The following is a 13,107-nucleotide window of genomic DNA, read 5'->3' on the forward strand; positions in this document are numbered from 1 at the left end:
CGGCCCTTGATACCCAGCGCCATCAGCATCGCGACCTCGCTCCCCACATATCTGTCTAATGATCAGAAAGTAGGCGGCGAAGGGTCAGGGGAACATTCGGCGCTGGATTGATTCTTGACTGCAACAGTGGCGGTAGCGCGGGTCCGGTTGTAAACCTAGGCGGTAGTTCTACGCCTTCGCCTGCTCGTCGAGCGTCCGGTTGACGCGGATCGTGACCAGGCCCGTCTCGTAGGCCAGCACCACGGCCTGGGCTCGGCTGGTCACGTTGAGCTTGGCCATGGCTCGGTTGAGGTGGGTCTTGACGGTCGCCTCGCTGACGACCAGCTGCGCCGCGATGTCGGCGTTCGTCAAACCGGTGCCCACCAGCCGCAGCACCTGCAGCTCGCGGCTGGTGAGCAGGTCGAGCTCCGGCACGGCGGACGACGGGCAGCCGGGTGCGCTCCGTTGTGTGTAGGCCTCGATCAGGCGGCGGGTGACGCTCGGGGCGAAGAGCATGTCGCCCGCGGCGACCGTGTCGATGGCAGCCAGAAGCCGCTCGGGCGGGCTGTTCTTCAGCAGGAATCCGCACGCCCCTGCGGACAACGCGGCGAAGACATATTCGTCCAGATCGAAGGTGGTGAGCATCACCACCTTCGGCGGGCTTTGACCGGCTTGGGCAAGAATGCGGCGGGTGGCCTCGATCCCGTCGAGGCGCGGCATGCGGATGTCCATCAGGACGATGTCCGGGCGGGCGTGCGCCGCCAGCGTCGCCGCCTCGTCGCCGTCGGCCGCCTCACCCACCACGTCGATGCCGGGTGCGGCACGCAGCAGGGCGGCCAGGCCGGCGCGGATCAGGATCTGGTCGTCGGCAACGAGCACGCTGGTCATGACGGGTCCGTCCCTTCCACCTGCTCACCATCGCCGCTCTGCCCGCCGATCGATGGCAGGGGCAGCGGCAGGGTGAGCACGACTTCGAAGCCGCCGTGGGCACGTGGCCCCGCGATCACCGTTCCGCCATACAGCCTGGCGCGTTCACGCATGCCCAGCAACCCATGAGTGCCGGCGCCCTGGAGTTGCTCGGGAGGTGGCCGGGTGGCGCCGTCGTCGCTGACCCGTACGATCAGGCCGGTCGCCGTGTAGTCCAGCACGACGACGGCGCGGGCGGGACCCGCGTGTTTGAGCACGTTGGTCAGCGACTCCTGTACGACGCGGTAAACACACTGGTCGACGCCCGGCCCCACAGGTCTGGGCCCACCGTGTACGGTAACCTCCACCGGCACGCCGGCGGCGCGCACACGGTCGGCCAGTTCGTTCAGCCCGGCCAGCCCGGGAGCGGGGGCGTAGCTGAAGTCCTCGCCGTTGGTGCGCAGGACCGCCAGGAGCCTGCGCATCTCCTCCTGGGCCTCGAAGCTGCTGGTGGCGATGGTATCCAGGGCCGCCCGCGACACGGCGGGGTCGGAGGCGAACACGTATCGGGCCAGGCCCGCCTGCACTGACACCACGGACATGTGGTGGGCGACGATGTCGTGCAGTTCGCGAGCGATGCGCACCCGTTCCTCGGTCACCGCCTGCTGGGCATGGATGTCCTGCTCGGCGCGTAACCGCGCGCTGAGCACCGCCAGCCGTCGCCTGTCCACGCCGAACGCCCACACGATCGGCACCGCTATGGTCTGTGCCACGGCCGTCGTTACCGACAGCAGCAGCAGCCCTCCGGCCAGCACCAATGCCCCGGCGGCCACCATGCTGAGCGCCGACACCTTGATCGGGCGCTGTGCCGACACCGTGTACAGCGCTACCAGCGACGCCCACGAGGCCATCGGCGGATGTCCCAAAGTCAGGTAGATCGCCCAGACTCCGCACACGACCGCCAGCACGAGCACCGGCGCGCGGCTGCGCCATATCAGCGGGAGGTTGCCCGCGCAGAAGAACAGCAGGGTCCAGCCGTCCAGCGGCGGCCACCCGGGTATCGGAAATTCCGTTATCGACACCAGCGCCACCACCGTGAGCATCACGGCAAGCCCCGTGTCGATCACCCGCACATCGATCCCGCGCAGCCACCCCGCCCGGCCACGCCACCACCTGATCACCATTGGCAGCATAGAGTCGGCCGACAGGCTCGTCATCGAACCAGAAGCTGATCCTCCTACCGCGGAGGTCACGGCCGCCGACCACGACCTGCGCCACGCGGCCGTCTCGTTGTGGCTGAACGCAGGAGAAGAGGAGCGCGCCCTGAGGGATTCGAACCCCCGACCGTCGGATGAGAAGTGGAGCAGATCTTTACCTGCCTCCATAGTCGTTGACCTGCAAGGTTGTGCTCTCGGTAGTGAATCTAGGTAGGAGCCATCCCGCGCATATCCCGCAGGTGAAACATTGCGGCCAGTTCGTCGGCAAGTTCGGCAACGTTTCGAGAGCCGTCGACCTGCAGGACAGGCAAGTCGAGTTCGAGGGCTTGGTGTCGTACTTCTTCATCCCAGAGTTCGTCGCGGGCCAGTCGCTTGGCCAACGCGTCAGCATGGTCACTGCTTCCCCAGTTGGCTCGTGCTCTGGCTGGGTCGGCGAATCGGGTACCCAATGCATTGCGGCGGAATTCGGGTGTCGGTAGCAGAAAGGCGGCTTGCTCGCGGCGCGTCAGTAGTGGCGCGACGTCTCGGGGCAGGGTACGGAAGTCGTCAACGAGTACGGGACGGTCGGCGGGCAGGGTAAGCAGGTCTTCGATGACGAATCCGAATGTCTCGCCGTGCAGGCTGGGCATGGTCTGGAAGATCTCATCCGCGGTGCGTCCCGTCCATCTTTGCTCCAGGGGCGTTCGCAGCAACGCGAACAGGTAGGGCTGTTGCTGCGGGGTGCACCGGTTGATGTAGCCCTGTTCGGCGCGGTCGCCGTCATACACGAGCAGGTCGTGCCGTTCCGCCAAGGACTGAGTGAGGGTGCTCTTGCCAGCGCCGGTACCGCCGGCAATCCAGCGGACATGCGCGAGTCGACGAGCGAGATCAGCAGGCGCGTGCTGGCCGAGGAAACTCATGCCCGGCAGTCTCACGAGTCTGAGCAGCCAGAAACAGTCTTGTTCTCGCAACAGGCGGCGGTGAAGATTGAAGGAGAGGACCGACGTCTTACATCGCGCGATCGCGCAGCCAGGACCGCCCGGGTCATGATCAGGCCCCTAACTCAGCCACTGCAGTGATGGGAGTACCGGCCCTGCGCGGCGCGCACAGTCCGCCTGACTGATCACCCTGTGTGCCGTCGACCCGGCGGCCTTGGTCTGCTCTGCTTGTCCCGGATCGATGGTGGGCGGGGTGAGAGATAGACCGGCGCGTCGTCGTCAACCCGGTCCAGGCGCGGGAGCTCCTCGTCGCGCTCACCTACCGCGGCCGTAAGCGCGGGCCGATGCTCGTGGCGATGTTCGCCTGCGTGTACTTCGGCGGCCTGCGACCTGCCGAGGCGGCTGGGCTGCGTGAGAAGGACTGCCACCTTCCCGAATCCGGATGGGGCCTGCTGACGCGCTGGAGAAGACTCGTCCCCAGAGCAACAAGCGGTTCACTGACTCGGGAAGGGCCACGACGAACGGGGCCTCAAGCATCGGGGACGACACGACAAAGCGAGACGGCCCCATCCCGCCGGAACTGGTGAAGATCCTGCGCACGCAGCTGGAAACCTACGGGACGGCGGAGGATGGCCGGCTGTTCCGGACGAGGACGGACGGCGTGATCTCGGGCTCGGCGTACGCGAAGATCTGGGAGCAAGCCCGGAGCTACGCCTTCACTCCCGAGCAGGTCGCCTCACCCCTCGCGGCCCGGCCGTACGACCTGCGCCACGCGGCTGTGTCCCTCTGGTTGAACGCGGGTGTGCACGCTCCGGAAGCCGCCGAGCGGGCCGGTCACGGCATTGACGTCATGTTGCGCGTCTACGCGAAGTGCATCGACGGGCAACGCGAGATCGCCAACCGGCGGATAGAAGATGCCCTCAGCTGACGATCTGCTTCTCGTCTGGCTCCCCGGAAATGGGGTGTCAGTCGGTGATCTTTTACGGCAAAGTCGTTGCGTCACAGCAACCGCTTCACTGGGGAGCTGATATGCACGACCCAACGGCATTTACCGACAGTGAGAACTGGTCTGGCGGCTACTACGAACTGGCGATCGAGATTGGTGATACCAGCGATGAGCGCCTCCAACTGGCGCTATCGGCCCTCTGGCGAGCTGCCGCCATCGACGGTTGCTTCGGCCGTCGTGATCGTGAGCCCAAGGAGCAAGATGAGGTCCCCTGTACCGTTTCATCACTAGCGGAATTTTTTCACCTACGGGGCACGGTCACGCTGCCGACCGGTCGCCGAGTCGTGTGCGGATGCGTGGCCATCCGTGAGGAAGACGGGCCAGACTGGCTCGACTTCTACCTGCCCTTGGGCGCTTTAGAGCGTGTTGACGAGCGGATTGGCGGGTTCCCCTTCGATGAGGACAGCGGAGAGGCCTCGTTGAGTTGGCGGCGCGGCCTGGACGACTGGCTGGCCGCCATCGGCACGAGCGTCTTCGACGAGGTCCAGTTTCAACTCGGCTTGATCGGCTTCGAGACCTCAGGCAGCGTTGATTCAGGCCAGCTCGGTGGCACGGCACCCGAAGAGCGCTGGATGGGGTACCTCATACCGACTGACGGAGGTCTTCGCTTTGATCCCGCCAACCGGTGACCTGCACGTGAACGATCATCCCGACCAAAGATCACAGGTCACGAACCTCGCCGCATCGGGTGCGCCTCAGGGTCTCGGATCGCTCCTCCGGGACCCTTCGGCGTTCTCGGGGCGGGTCTCATCCCGCAGAGGCCCCCGAAAACACCATGCGACCTGGGGAAACGCGACCAACATCATCGCGCGTATATCCCGTGACTGGCGACAAGCGGCGGCTCTCGGCGGCGTAGGGCTGCACGCGCGATCACGGCACGATCAAGCGGAAGCCCAGGTCAGAGGCCAAAGAGGCGGGGGAGAGGAGCGCGCCCTGAGGGATTCGAACCCCCGACCGTCGGATTAGAAGTGGATCGCCGTTCCTTAACCTCATGGCGTCCTGACCTGCGCCTGATCTCTCGGATACCTCCGGTCAGAGCAAGGTCATTCCGAACATGTTCCGGATCTTGGTCTATGGCCCGGTCAGAGGAACGAATCCACAGGCTGGCATGACGATCTTGTCAGGAGTGAGTGACGACGAGTCGGGTCAGCTCCCTAAGGTAGTCACTAGGTCGAAGTCCGCTTGGTCCTCGAGTTGCGTCGTCCACGGTTGTCCGTAGCTTGGCGTTCGGAAAGTCGGGACTAGGTGTGCCTGTAGGAACCCCTCGTATTTTCTCGATCGTCTGGTGACACTTCGCCATCGCCGACACAAGCTCCTTGTACGTTAGGATGTGCGGGCCGATCACCATGGATGTATTCGACAGCCGAAGTGAATGCGGATCAGATTTATCGAAAATCGGACTACTTTTATACTTCTGCTTACCAAGAATCTTTTCGTCGGAGTGTTCCACCGCGTTGCGTAGGAACTTCAGGCGCTCTTCCTGACGTTGAGTCAGAGTTGGCGCTCCTCGGCCGACCTTATTTTCTCGAAGCGCTCGCGCATTGAGAACCGCACGATGGGTTGCGCTCACGCAGTTCTCCATGTGGTCGATAGCCCTCAGGTAGGGGCTTATGCGCAGTCCAGGGTGGGGCGAGACGTAGACCAGCAACTCAGCTCGTGCCGCGTCGTATTCGCGGAGTGCTTTATCCGTTAACCTGACGAAGTTCATGAATAGGCCAACCATTGTTCGATCCGGCGGAAGGCCAGATGGAAGACCCGAGAGGGTCCGATCCAGGAGAACATTGAGCGTACCGTTATTCGAAAGGTGATCTACCGCGGGTATTGCAAGTGCTTCCCGGGTCAGGCTGACACGATCGGTGCGGGGCATAGAACGGGAGTATGGCACTTAGTGCACGCCTGGGACACCCATATAACATGTCCCCCGACCTCTTTCCAGTGTCTGCGCAGCTCGACTGGTCGCGGGGAGTAGGAGGACAGCGGGCACGGCCGGCTGGGACACGCGTGTCCCCTTGCCCGCCCGTGGCCTGTTTCGGCTCTTCGGAGAAACGCGGAAGCTGGCTGGACCTGAGTAGTGACTAGGGCTTCTCCTTGTGGAGCGGGTGACGGGAACGGAACCCGCGCTGTCAGCTTGGGAATTGCATGGATCACGGCCCGTATGGGCGCTGACCTGCGGGCGGGGCCGGTCACGAGTGACCGTGATTGCCCCCTCGTTCCCCTGGCTAATTGCACGCTAATTGCACGACGATCACGTGTCTGGCCTGCGCGCTTCAGTCCGGATCGCGGGTAGGCGGCCTTGGGTTTGTCTCGGTGGGGAATTCCTCGCGCCGTGGGGGGCGTACATGGGGGACGGCTCGCTCGCGGTAGGCGCCGATCTGCTGGAAGTTGAGGCGGGCCTGGGTGAGGCTCAGTCCAGAGTTGGGGCCGCCGCGCCGGATGTCGTCGGCATCGTGGTCGTCCTGCCCGTCGTCCTCCCAAAAGCACACGGGGCAGATCTCGTACCAGCCGCGAGAGTCGAGGGTCAGATATCCGCAGCAGGGGCAGGCGTGAGGACCGCTTCCTTCCGGAGCGTGTACCGAGCGGTTGGTGGCGACTTCGACGTACTCCTCGAACACCTCAATCCCCCGCTGGATCTCCTCGGGCGTCCGTTCACGTCGTTCACGAGCGGAAATGAGCCCTCCTGAGATTCTGATGCAAGCTGTAGCCCTTGCATGGGAGGCTGGCTGCTGATGACCCTTCTCCATGGACTGGTATCACATAGTGTGATCATTGTTTCGTGGCCACGGAACACCTGCAGGAAGACGGGAAACTCTACGAACTCCTCAGTTACTACTGCGTACCAGATGACGCCTGGAGCGTCGAACTTACGGAGCTTGGTGAGCGCCAAGCGGGGCTCGTACATGTTCTCCTTCCGGACGAGGACGCGGACCGACCGTGCGAGGTACTGCAGCTTTCAGGGGACGTGCCAGTCGGTGTGTTACGGCGGGTGATTGAGGAGGTCGCCAACCTGGCCAGACACGCTGGGGTGACTTTGGAACGGACCCGCACAGCCGCGCCGGACTGATCACCCCGTCTGCCGTCGACCCGCCCGAAGGGGAAGCGGGCCAAGGCCGCCGGGTCCAGGTGGAGCGCCCAACGGACGAACGACCTGGACCCGGCGGCCTTGGCCTGCTCGGCTTGTCCCGGGTCGATGGAGGGCGGGGTGATCAGGCCCCTACCTCAGCCACCTACGGCCAGCGATGATGCGCGGGCCTTGGCGATCACCCCGGAGCCGGAGCGCCCCCGGGGGCTTTACCTAGGACTCCTCCGCTATAGCTGTGCCGTAGAGATGCTCACGGACTGTGGCGTCGTTCTCCAGGATGTGATCGATGGTCTCCCAGTAGTCGGATAGCCAGGGATGGGCGAGGGCTTCCTCGCGGGTCAGCTTGCGACCGTAGAACGGTTCATCGGGTGCGACTGCGGCGCCTTTGACCAGAGAGCAGGCGGGGGCGGGCTGCCCTTCAATGGGACCGACGCGACATCCGAAGGTGACGCGATTCGGACCAGGGCGGCTGACAGGCTCGTCGGGAGCCCAGGCGTCATCGATGATGACATCGATCCAGGCTTCGTGGATTCCGTTGTGGTGGTAGCAGGATGCGTAGTAGATCGCAAAGGCGCCGTCGTCGTTGTTGATGAACCCGGTCACGCGATCGAAGGGGGTCTGGCAACAGTCGCAGACGCCGGTTCGGATGTTCCTGTCTGAATCGATTCGCAGTTCCACGCTGGCATTATGGGGCGGCTTGGAGGGGGCGCTGGCGGGGTGCTTGGGATCAACGGATGCTGGGCGCGGGCCCGAGCTGCCGGCGGCCGGGACCGGCCCCCAGGCCGCACGCCCGGCCGCCGAGCGGGCGCAGGGCCGCGAGGCGGCGCGGAGCGCCGCCCTTGATTCCTACAAGCACATTTCGTCAGTGCACTTGCTGTCTGCTCGTCCTGGCCCCGCACCGAGGGTTTCTGCACCGATGCATGGGTATGGAGGCATCGCAGTCTTACGTCATTGTCAAGCGATAGTCCGAGATACGTGCACCTGATAGATCACGCGCACCAGGACCGCGAACTGATGAAGAACTCCTAGCCAGATCTTGATTCAATGCGAGGACTTGGGTCAGCACATCTTCGCCTGTACCAAAACTGTATGCTTCTAGGACGGCCGCATCCAGTTCGTTGTGGAGAGTCCGTAGCTTATTCTTCCCGGGGGTGCGAAGCGTCTCGTATTGCTTGGCGAGGCTAACGCCCTGCTCAAGGTACTGAGCCCTCAAAGCGATTAGCTCCGCAGAGATGGTTGCAATTCTTTCTACATGCTGCGATGTTGGCGCCTGAGGCCAAGGAAACGAATCAAAGACCGTGGTGGATGTGTACCTCGGGTCGGCTTTCAAGCGTGAACACCGTGCATCAAGCCAAATTCGGTGCAGCGAAGAGCTCAGAATGCCGAATGAATAATCGTCATCGAGTGGAAAGAAGGTAAGAGAATCGCCCGGGCGTATTTTTGAGTCCACGAAGGTGAGAACGGTATTGCGGTTGGCGGATGCAACACGGGAAGTGACTAGGTAGCGGTCCAGCTTCCCGAGCTGGCTAATCATCTCACCCCGACGGCGCCAGAGCTGCCACCAGCGTGCCATGAAGTCAGTGTGAGCCTTCTCGGCCTTGAACTTTGGATTAGAGGCGAGCCCTTTCTGATTGCGGTCGTTCTCCCTTTCGACGTTCTCCAGCCGTTTTGGTAGAACCGTTCCTTCCAAGTGCCGCAATGCTCCAGGGTATCGAGTCTGCACCTCTAGGAGGTCTTGGAGTGGTATGTCAATGATCCAGCGTTTGATAGTAGTTTCATGAAGCATCTCCTTTCCTCCTAGGAACGGAAAGATGACTTTCTGCGATGCTGGGTCGTTGGCGATCAGGTGTTCTCTAGTTGTGCGGTCAATCAAATAACCGCTAACCCCCGGAGTCTGCCCTTGCGAACACATCTGTGACGAAATATTAGCGTCGAGTGCTACCGCATCTCGGACGTCAATCGTTGGCATTAGGGAGCTGGGAATATGATCGACCTCTAGGCTAAGCTGCCCATTATTCAGCCACAACCTCTTCGGAGTAACATCACCTTCCTTGATCCAGTTGATGATAGAGACATGGACGACTGCGTCGCCAGACCAAGCTTGGGACGAGACAGCATTGAATATTGTTCCTCCGTTGTCGACGATGTAATCGAGACTGGCTTTGCGGCTGTTGGTTTCCCGGACCGTTTTTGTGGCAACAAGGCCCGCGCGGCCGCCTTCCGGTAGATAATCGTGGGTTAAGGGGAACCAGTAGCAGACATAATCCGAGACGCTGGCAACGTCAGGATATTTTTCAGCCAGTCGCTGTGTGTATCCTGCGCCGAGCTCATCTACCATCTTCCGCCGGCCTAGATAGGGTGGGTTGCCAATTATGGCATCAGCTTTAGGCCATGGCGAGAAGAGGGCATCGCGGGCTACGATTACATTGTCGAGGTTGTCTAGGGGGAGAACCTGTTGTGCCTCGTCCAGCTCGTCTGCTGCTAACTTCTTAGCAAGCATCATGGTGACCTTTGCCACCTCGACCGCGAAGCTATTAATATCTATGCCGAAGAAGTTATCCGCTGAGACGTAGGATATAGCTCGCTGCGCGGCCAGCTCGGGAGAACGCCGACGGTCGGCGATCCTCAGTATGATCTCGTGTTCCAAGCGGCGCAGTTCCCGGTAAGCGACATAGAGGAAGTTTCCGGAGCCGCAAGCAGGATCGAGAACCCGAAACTTCAGCATCTCTCCCAGGAGACGCTCCAGTTCGGCAATGCTTCCCGCCCCTTCAATACGCTCTCTCCATGGCTCGACGATAGTTGGTCCCACTATTTTTACGATATCGGCTTGACTCGTAAAATGGGCTCCGTATGCGTGTCGCTCGCCTTCGGCCATCGAACCCTCAAATAGGGTTCCAAATATTTCGGGACGCACTGCTGCCCAGTTAGTGCTAGAAGCTGAGTGTAGTTTCGTTAACTCTTCGCGCGTAAGGGGAAATGGTGTAACGTCGGCAAACAGGCCACCATTGAAGTATGGAGTTCCCTTGTATCGGCCTGCAGGGGTATTCCCAGTTGCGTTCATCTCGCGGAATAGGCCAAAAATGAGATCGTAAGCTTCCCCGCCTTCTAGTGAGTCCTCTAGAGCCTGAGTGAACATGTGGGTAGGCAGAAGGCGGATATCTTCGGCGAACATAGCCATAACTGCCTGGAGAGTGAATCGCTGCGCGTGTGTGCGGGAAATGCCGCGCGAGTGGAGCATCGAGAACACTTCGGCTACGGAAGCAGCCGCCTCTCGTGTTACTGCGACAAGATCATTGGTGAAGACGGGCTTACGTTCTTCGGGAAGCAAGAAGGCAAGAGCCTCATGGCGTTCAGGTAGGTTGACGAGCGCGACACGATCCACGGGCTCGTCCATCTGATTATCGAAGTCGTAGATCCAGAATTCATCAAAGTTGCAGAGAACCACATAGCGCGGTCGATCCGGGACGGCTTGGACCCAGTAATCAAACGCCTGCCGATAGTGGCGAGATAGGTCAGTTCCGGATCGCTTCATCTCGATCAAGCATCGAGGTTTCCAAACGAGGTCTGCGAATGCCGTGCCCTTTTGAAGGGCCTTCTTCAGGCGCATCTCCATGACACCGCCGGCCTCACGGACACCCTCGTGTCCGAAGGCACGGAAGAGGCGATCCAAGAAGACATGAGCTTCGCCCTTTTCATCCCCTGAAAGGCTCTCCTGACGGTATCGAACGAAGTCGGCGAGGGCGAGACGGAGATCATGATCTACCACGGCATGAGAGGCTACTCTCACACTGTTGGTTACGTCAGCAGCCACGGGCTTAGTTCGATCTGTGTCGAGGATGCCCATGGGTTCCCGTGTACGTCGGTGATGTTGGGCGGTAGCTTCGCTGTGTGGCTACCAACGAAGAGCGGTCGCGGTGGGTCGTGCATGGTGAGCGGCTGATCTACGACAACGAGTGGATCCGGCTGGGCCTAGTGGACGTCGAGATCCCGGATGGGGAGCGCTTCGAGCATCACGCGGTGCATCTGGGCCGCGCGGCTATGACCGTGCTGGTAGATGACAAACAGCGCGTGCTAATGATGTGGCGCCACCGCTTCCTCTTCGACAGGTGGGGCTGGGAGCTGCCAGGCGGCCTGGTGGAGGTCGGCGAGGACCCGAAGGACACCGCCGTTCGTGAGGTGGAGGAGGAGACCGGTTACCGGCCCAAGGAGATCGAGCACCTAATCACGTTTCAGCCGATGGTCGGCATGGTCGACTCCGAGCACCTCGTGTTCCTCGGCCGCGGTGCTGAACTGGTCGGTGAGCCGGTCGGCGAAGTTGAGGCCGATCGGCTGGAGTGGATCCCGATGAAGGAGATCCCGGACATGATCGCCCGTGGGGACGTGTGGAATTCCGGCGTGTTGATCGGGCTGTTGTACGCGCGGGAGCGCCTCAACGGGTTGCGTGGGTAGCGGCCCGGGTCAGTTCTGCAATGCGTCGGGCGTGCCGTCGAGAGCCGATCATCGTGGCGAGTTGCTCGGCCCGGTAGAGGTGGGGTTGCGCGGCGTCCAGTTCACCCATCGCCAACAGGGCGTGAGCCAGGTCGCAGCGCAATCCGGCCTCGGCCCGGTTATAGGTGCCGTCCATGCCTGCGAGAGCTGACCGTAGGTCCTCGACGGTCTCCGGATCGCCGAACCGGACGAGGCAGTTGCCGCGCCACCGTGCGAGATGGTGCCGGTTGAGGGAGACGTACGGCAGGCTCGGATTGGCGTTCCCTTCGGGGAGCAGTGCGGCGGCCTGGTCGAGAGCGGTCCGGCAGGTCGCCTCATCTCCGAGAATGGCGGCGGCCTCTGCTTCGGCAGCGGCAAGCCACGTGCGCAGATGGCCGGGGACGCGGCGGTCGTACGAGGCCCGGGTGTACTGAAGTAGTTCGGTGGCCTCTGCCGGCCTTCCAAGGTCGACCAGAACGTATGCCTGCTGGCCGCAGGCGTAGGCGAGTAGAGCTGGGTCTTCGGCCTCGCGTGCTGCGGCTATCGCGCGTTCGTGGTAGTCCCAGGCGTCTTTCAGGGCGCAGGTGTCGATGGCCTGCCATCCGGCGAGAGCCGCGGTTTCGGAGAGCACGTGCGCCAATTTCGCCCGTATGCCGGGTCGTATGGCGTGATGGTGGGCGCGCTCTATCTGGGTAATTTGGGCGCGCATTTTGTCGGCGATGGCCGCGCTGCCAAGTCGGCGATCGAGCAGGCGCAGGTTATTGGTGTCGGTACTGAGGATCATCACCATCGTGGAGTCGATGGCGGCGGCGGCCTCGATGCGGGCGGTGAGTTCCTCGGTCTGCTCCTGGTGCTCGTCGCAGCGGTTGCCGGTGGGTGAGGCGATGTCGAGCGGGGCCAGGCCGAGCAGCATGCGGGCGTGGTCGGGCAGGCCGAGGCCGGCGGCGATGCGCTCGTAGACCTCAAGGTCGGTGACCTGGCGCTGGCCGCGCATGAGCTGACTGTCCGGCCCTGGGCGATGCCGGTGGCGGCACTGAGGCGGACCTGGCTTGCGCCTGCGTACTTGACAGCAAGGTTGAACAGACCCGCTACGTCACGGTTCTTGAGCGTTTCCCTGCTTTCGTCACGGTCCCATATCCATTCGGGTAGCTGGATTGGCTCGAAAGCGTTCCCGTGCATTCCGGCCTCCGGTCGTTCGCCCAGGCTGGTGGTGCATTGGCTCGTGCTGAGAACTCTATATCTCCCGGTGATATATCCCGTGGGAATAGGACTGGATTCGTCTGCGATCCATTCTTTCCGGCATGACCACACCAGTTAAGTGCACCGCGTGCGACGGGCGCGGCTGGAAGATTGTCACCCGACGCGGACAGGTGGCGGCCGTGTCGCTGGGACTGGCGACCTCGTCACGAGAGGACTGCCTGTACTGCGACGGCGGCCAGGTGCCCGTGGAGATGTTCGAGTGGGAAGTCTTCCTCACGGGCAACGGGACCGACGAACTCGGACCGTGCGGGACCAGTGCTCAGCAGGCCGCCTCGA

The 13,107-nt window shown here is 62.4% G+C and carries 12 protein-coding genes and 1 pseudogene; 5 read left to right on the forward strand and 8 right to left on the reverse strand.

Annotated elements, in window-relative coordinates:
• Positions 1 to 168: 168 nt before the first annotated feature.
• From HHX30_RS37940 to HHX30_RS37950, 3 genes are all read right to left on the reverse strand, one after another.
• The gene (locus HHX30_RS37940; protein ID WP_169988777.1) at positions 169 to 867 is read right to left on the reverse strand and encodes a response regulator transcription factor; all 699 of its coding nucleotides are present in this window, start codon (positions 865 to 867) and stop codon (positions 169 to 171) included.
• Positions 864 to 2,069 (reverse strand): sensor histidine kinase, encoded by a 1,206-nt coding sequence (locus HHX30_RS37945; protein ID WP_169988778.1) that lies wholly within the window; start codon positions 2,067 to 2,069, stop codon positions 864 to 866. Before HHX30_RS37945 ends, HHX30_RS37940 begins: the two co-directional genes overlap by 4 nt.
• Before the next feature lie 239 nt (positions 2,070 to 2,308).
• Positions 2,309 to 3,001 carry a hypothetical protein gene (locus HHX30_RS37950; RefSeq protein ID WP_169988779.1) on the reverse strand — a complete coding sequence of 231 codons (693 nt, stop codon included), beginning with the start codon at positions 2,999 to 3,001 and terminating at the stop codon, positions 2,309 to 2,311.
• A 601-nt stretch (positions 3,002 to 3,602) separates the two neighbouring features.
• On the opposite strand from HHX30_RS37950, the gene HHX30_RS41060 reads away from it, so the two are divergent.
• Together HHX30_RS41060 and HHX30_RS37960 are read left to right on the forward strand one after the other, a co-directional pair.
• Positions 3,603 to 3,947, forward strand: a complete 345-nt coding sequence (locus HHX30_RS41060; RefSeq protein WP_211593338.1) for a hypothetical protein — start codon at positions 3,603 to 3,605, stop codon at positions 3,945 to 3,947.
• 44 nt (positions 3,948 to 3,991) lie between these two features.
• On the forward strand, positions 3,992 to 4,654 hold the full coding sequence (locus tag HHX30_RS37960; protein ID WP_211593339.1) for a hypothetical protein: 663 nt from the start codon (positions 3,992 to 3,994) through the stop codon (positions 4,652 to 4,654).
• A 491-nt stretch (positions 4,655 to 5,145) separates the two neighbouring features.
• Here HHX30_RS37960 and HHX30_RS37965 read toward each other — a convergent pair whose 3' ends face one another.
• The gene (locus tag HHX30_RS37965) at positions 5,146 to 5,892 is read right to left on the reverse strand and encodes a hypothetical protein (RefSeq protein WP_169988780.1); all 747 of its coding nucleotides are present in this window, start codon (positions 5,890 to 5,892) and stop codon (positions 5,146 to 5,148) included.
• Positions 5,893 to 6,292: 400 nt separating this feature from the next.
• Positions 6,293 to 6,766 (reverse strand): CPCC family cysteine-rich protein, encoded by a 474-nt coding sequence (locus HHX30_RS37970; RefSeq protein WP_169988781.1) that lies wholly within the window; start codon positions 6,764 to 6,766, stop codon positions 6,293 to 6,295.
• 32 nt (positions 6,767 to 6,798) lie between these two features.
• Here HHX30_RS37970 and HHX30_RS41065 point away from each other — a divergent pair, with 32 nt between their 5' ends.
• Positions 6,799 to 7,086: a hypothetical protein gene (locus tag HHX30_RS41065; protein WP_211593340.1), complete on the forward strand. Its 288-nt coding sequence runs from the start codon at positions 6,799 to 6,801 to the stop codon at positions 7,084 to 7,086.
• 231 nt (positions 7,087 to 7,317) lie between these two features.
• Here the strand turns inward: HHX30_RS41065 and HHX30_RS37975 are convergent, their stop codons facing one another.
• Positions 7,318 to 7,782: a hypothetical protein gene (locus HHX30_RS37975; RefSeq protein ID WP_169988782.1), complete on the reverse strand. Its 465-nt coding sequence runs from the start codon at positions 7,780 to 7,782 to the stop codon at positions 7,318 to 7,320.
• Positions 7,783 to 8,047: 265 nt separating this feature from the next.
• A complete protein-coding gene (locus HHX30_RS37980) occupies positions 8,048 to 10,948 on the reverse strand; it encodes a DNA methyltransferase (RefSeq protein WP_169988783.1) in 2,901 nt (966 codons plus the stop codon).
• A gap of 44 nt (positions 10,949 to 10,992) precedes the next feature.
• Between HHX30_RS37980 and HHX30_RS37985 the strand changes: the two genes are divergently transcribed.
• Entirely contained in the window at positions 10,993 to 11,553 is a 561-nt protein-coding gene (locus HHX30_RS37985) for an NUDIX hydrolase (RefSeq protein ID WP_169988784.1), read from the forward strand.
• Here the strand turns inward: HHX30_RS37985 and HHX30_RS37990 are convergent.
• Complete coding sequence (locus HHX30_RS37990; RefSeq protein WP_249350888.1) at positions 11,534 to 12,565, reverse strand: XRE family transcriptional regulator; 1,032 nt, start codon at positions 12,563 to 12,565, stop codon at positions 11,534 to 11,536. The genes HHX30_RS37985 and HHX30_RS37990 overlap by 20 nt on opposite strands.
• Positions 12,566 to 12,872: 307 nt before the next feature.
• Between HHX30_RS37990 and HHX30_RS37995 the strand changes: the two are divergent.
• Positions 12,873 to 13,107: pseudogene (locus HHX30_RS37995) on the forward strand (hypothetical protein); the annotation flags it as partial.

Source organism: Microbispora sp. H10836, assembly GCF_012999525.1.
Lineage (GTDB): Bacteria > Actinomycetota > Actinomycetes > Streptosporangiales > Streptosporangiaceae > Microbispora.

Coding starts and splice junctions, on each gene's coding strand:
- HHX30_RS37965 (WP_169988780.1), bottom strand. CDS start 5,892: ATGCCCCGCACCGATCGTGTCAGCCTGACCCGGGAAGCACTTGCAATA.
- HHX30_RS37970 (WP_169988781.1), bottom strand. CDS start 6,766: ATGGAGAAGGGTCATCAGCAGCCAGCCTCCCATGCAAGGGCTACAGCT.
- HHX30_RS37945 (WP_169988778.1), bottom strand. CDS start 2,069: ATGGTGATCAGGTGGTGGCGTGGCCGGGCGGGGTGGCTGCGCGGGATC.
- HHX30_RS37990 (WP_249350888.1), bottom strand. CDS start 12,565: ATGCGCGGCCAGCGCCAGGTCACCGACCTTGAGGTCTACGAGCGCATC.
- HHX30_RS37940 (WP_169988777.1), bottom strand. CDS start 867: ATGACCAGCGTGCTCGTTGCCGACGACCAGATCCTGATCCGCGCCGGC.
- HHX30_RS37950 (WP_169988779.1), bottom strand. CDS start 3,001: ATGAGTTTCCTCGGCCAGCACGCGCCTGCTGATCTCGCTCGTCGACTC.
- HHX30_RS37980 (WP_169988783.1), bottom strand. CDS start 10,948: ATGGGCATCCTCGACACAGATCGAACTAAGCCCGTGGCTGCTGACGTA.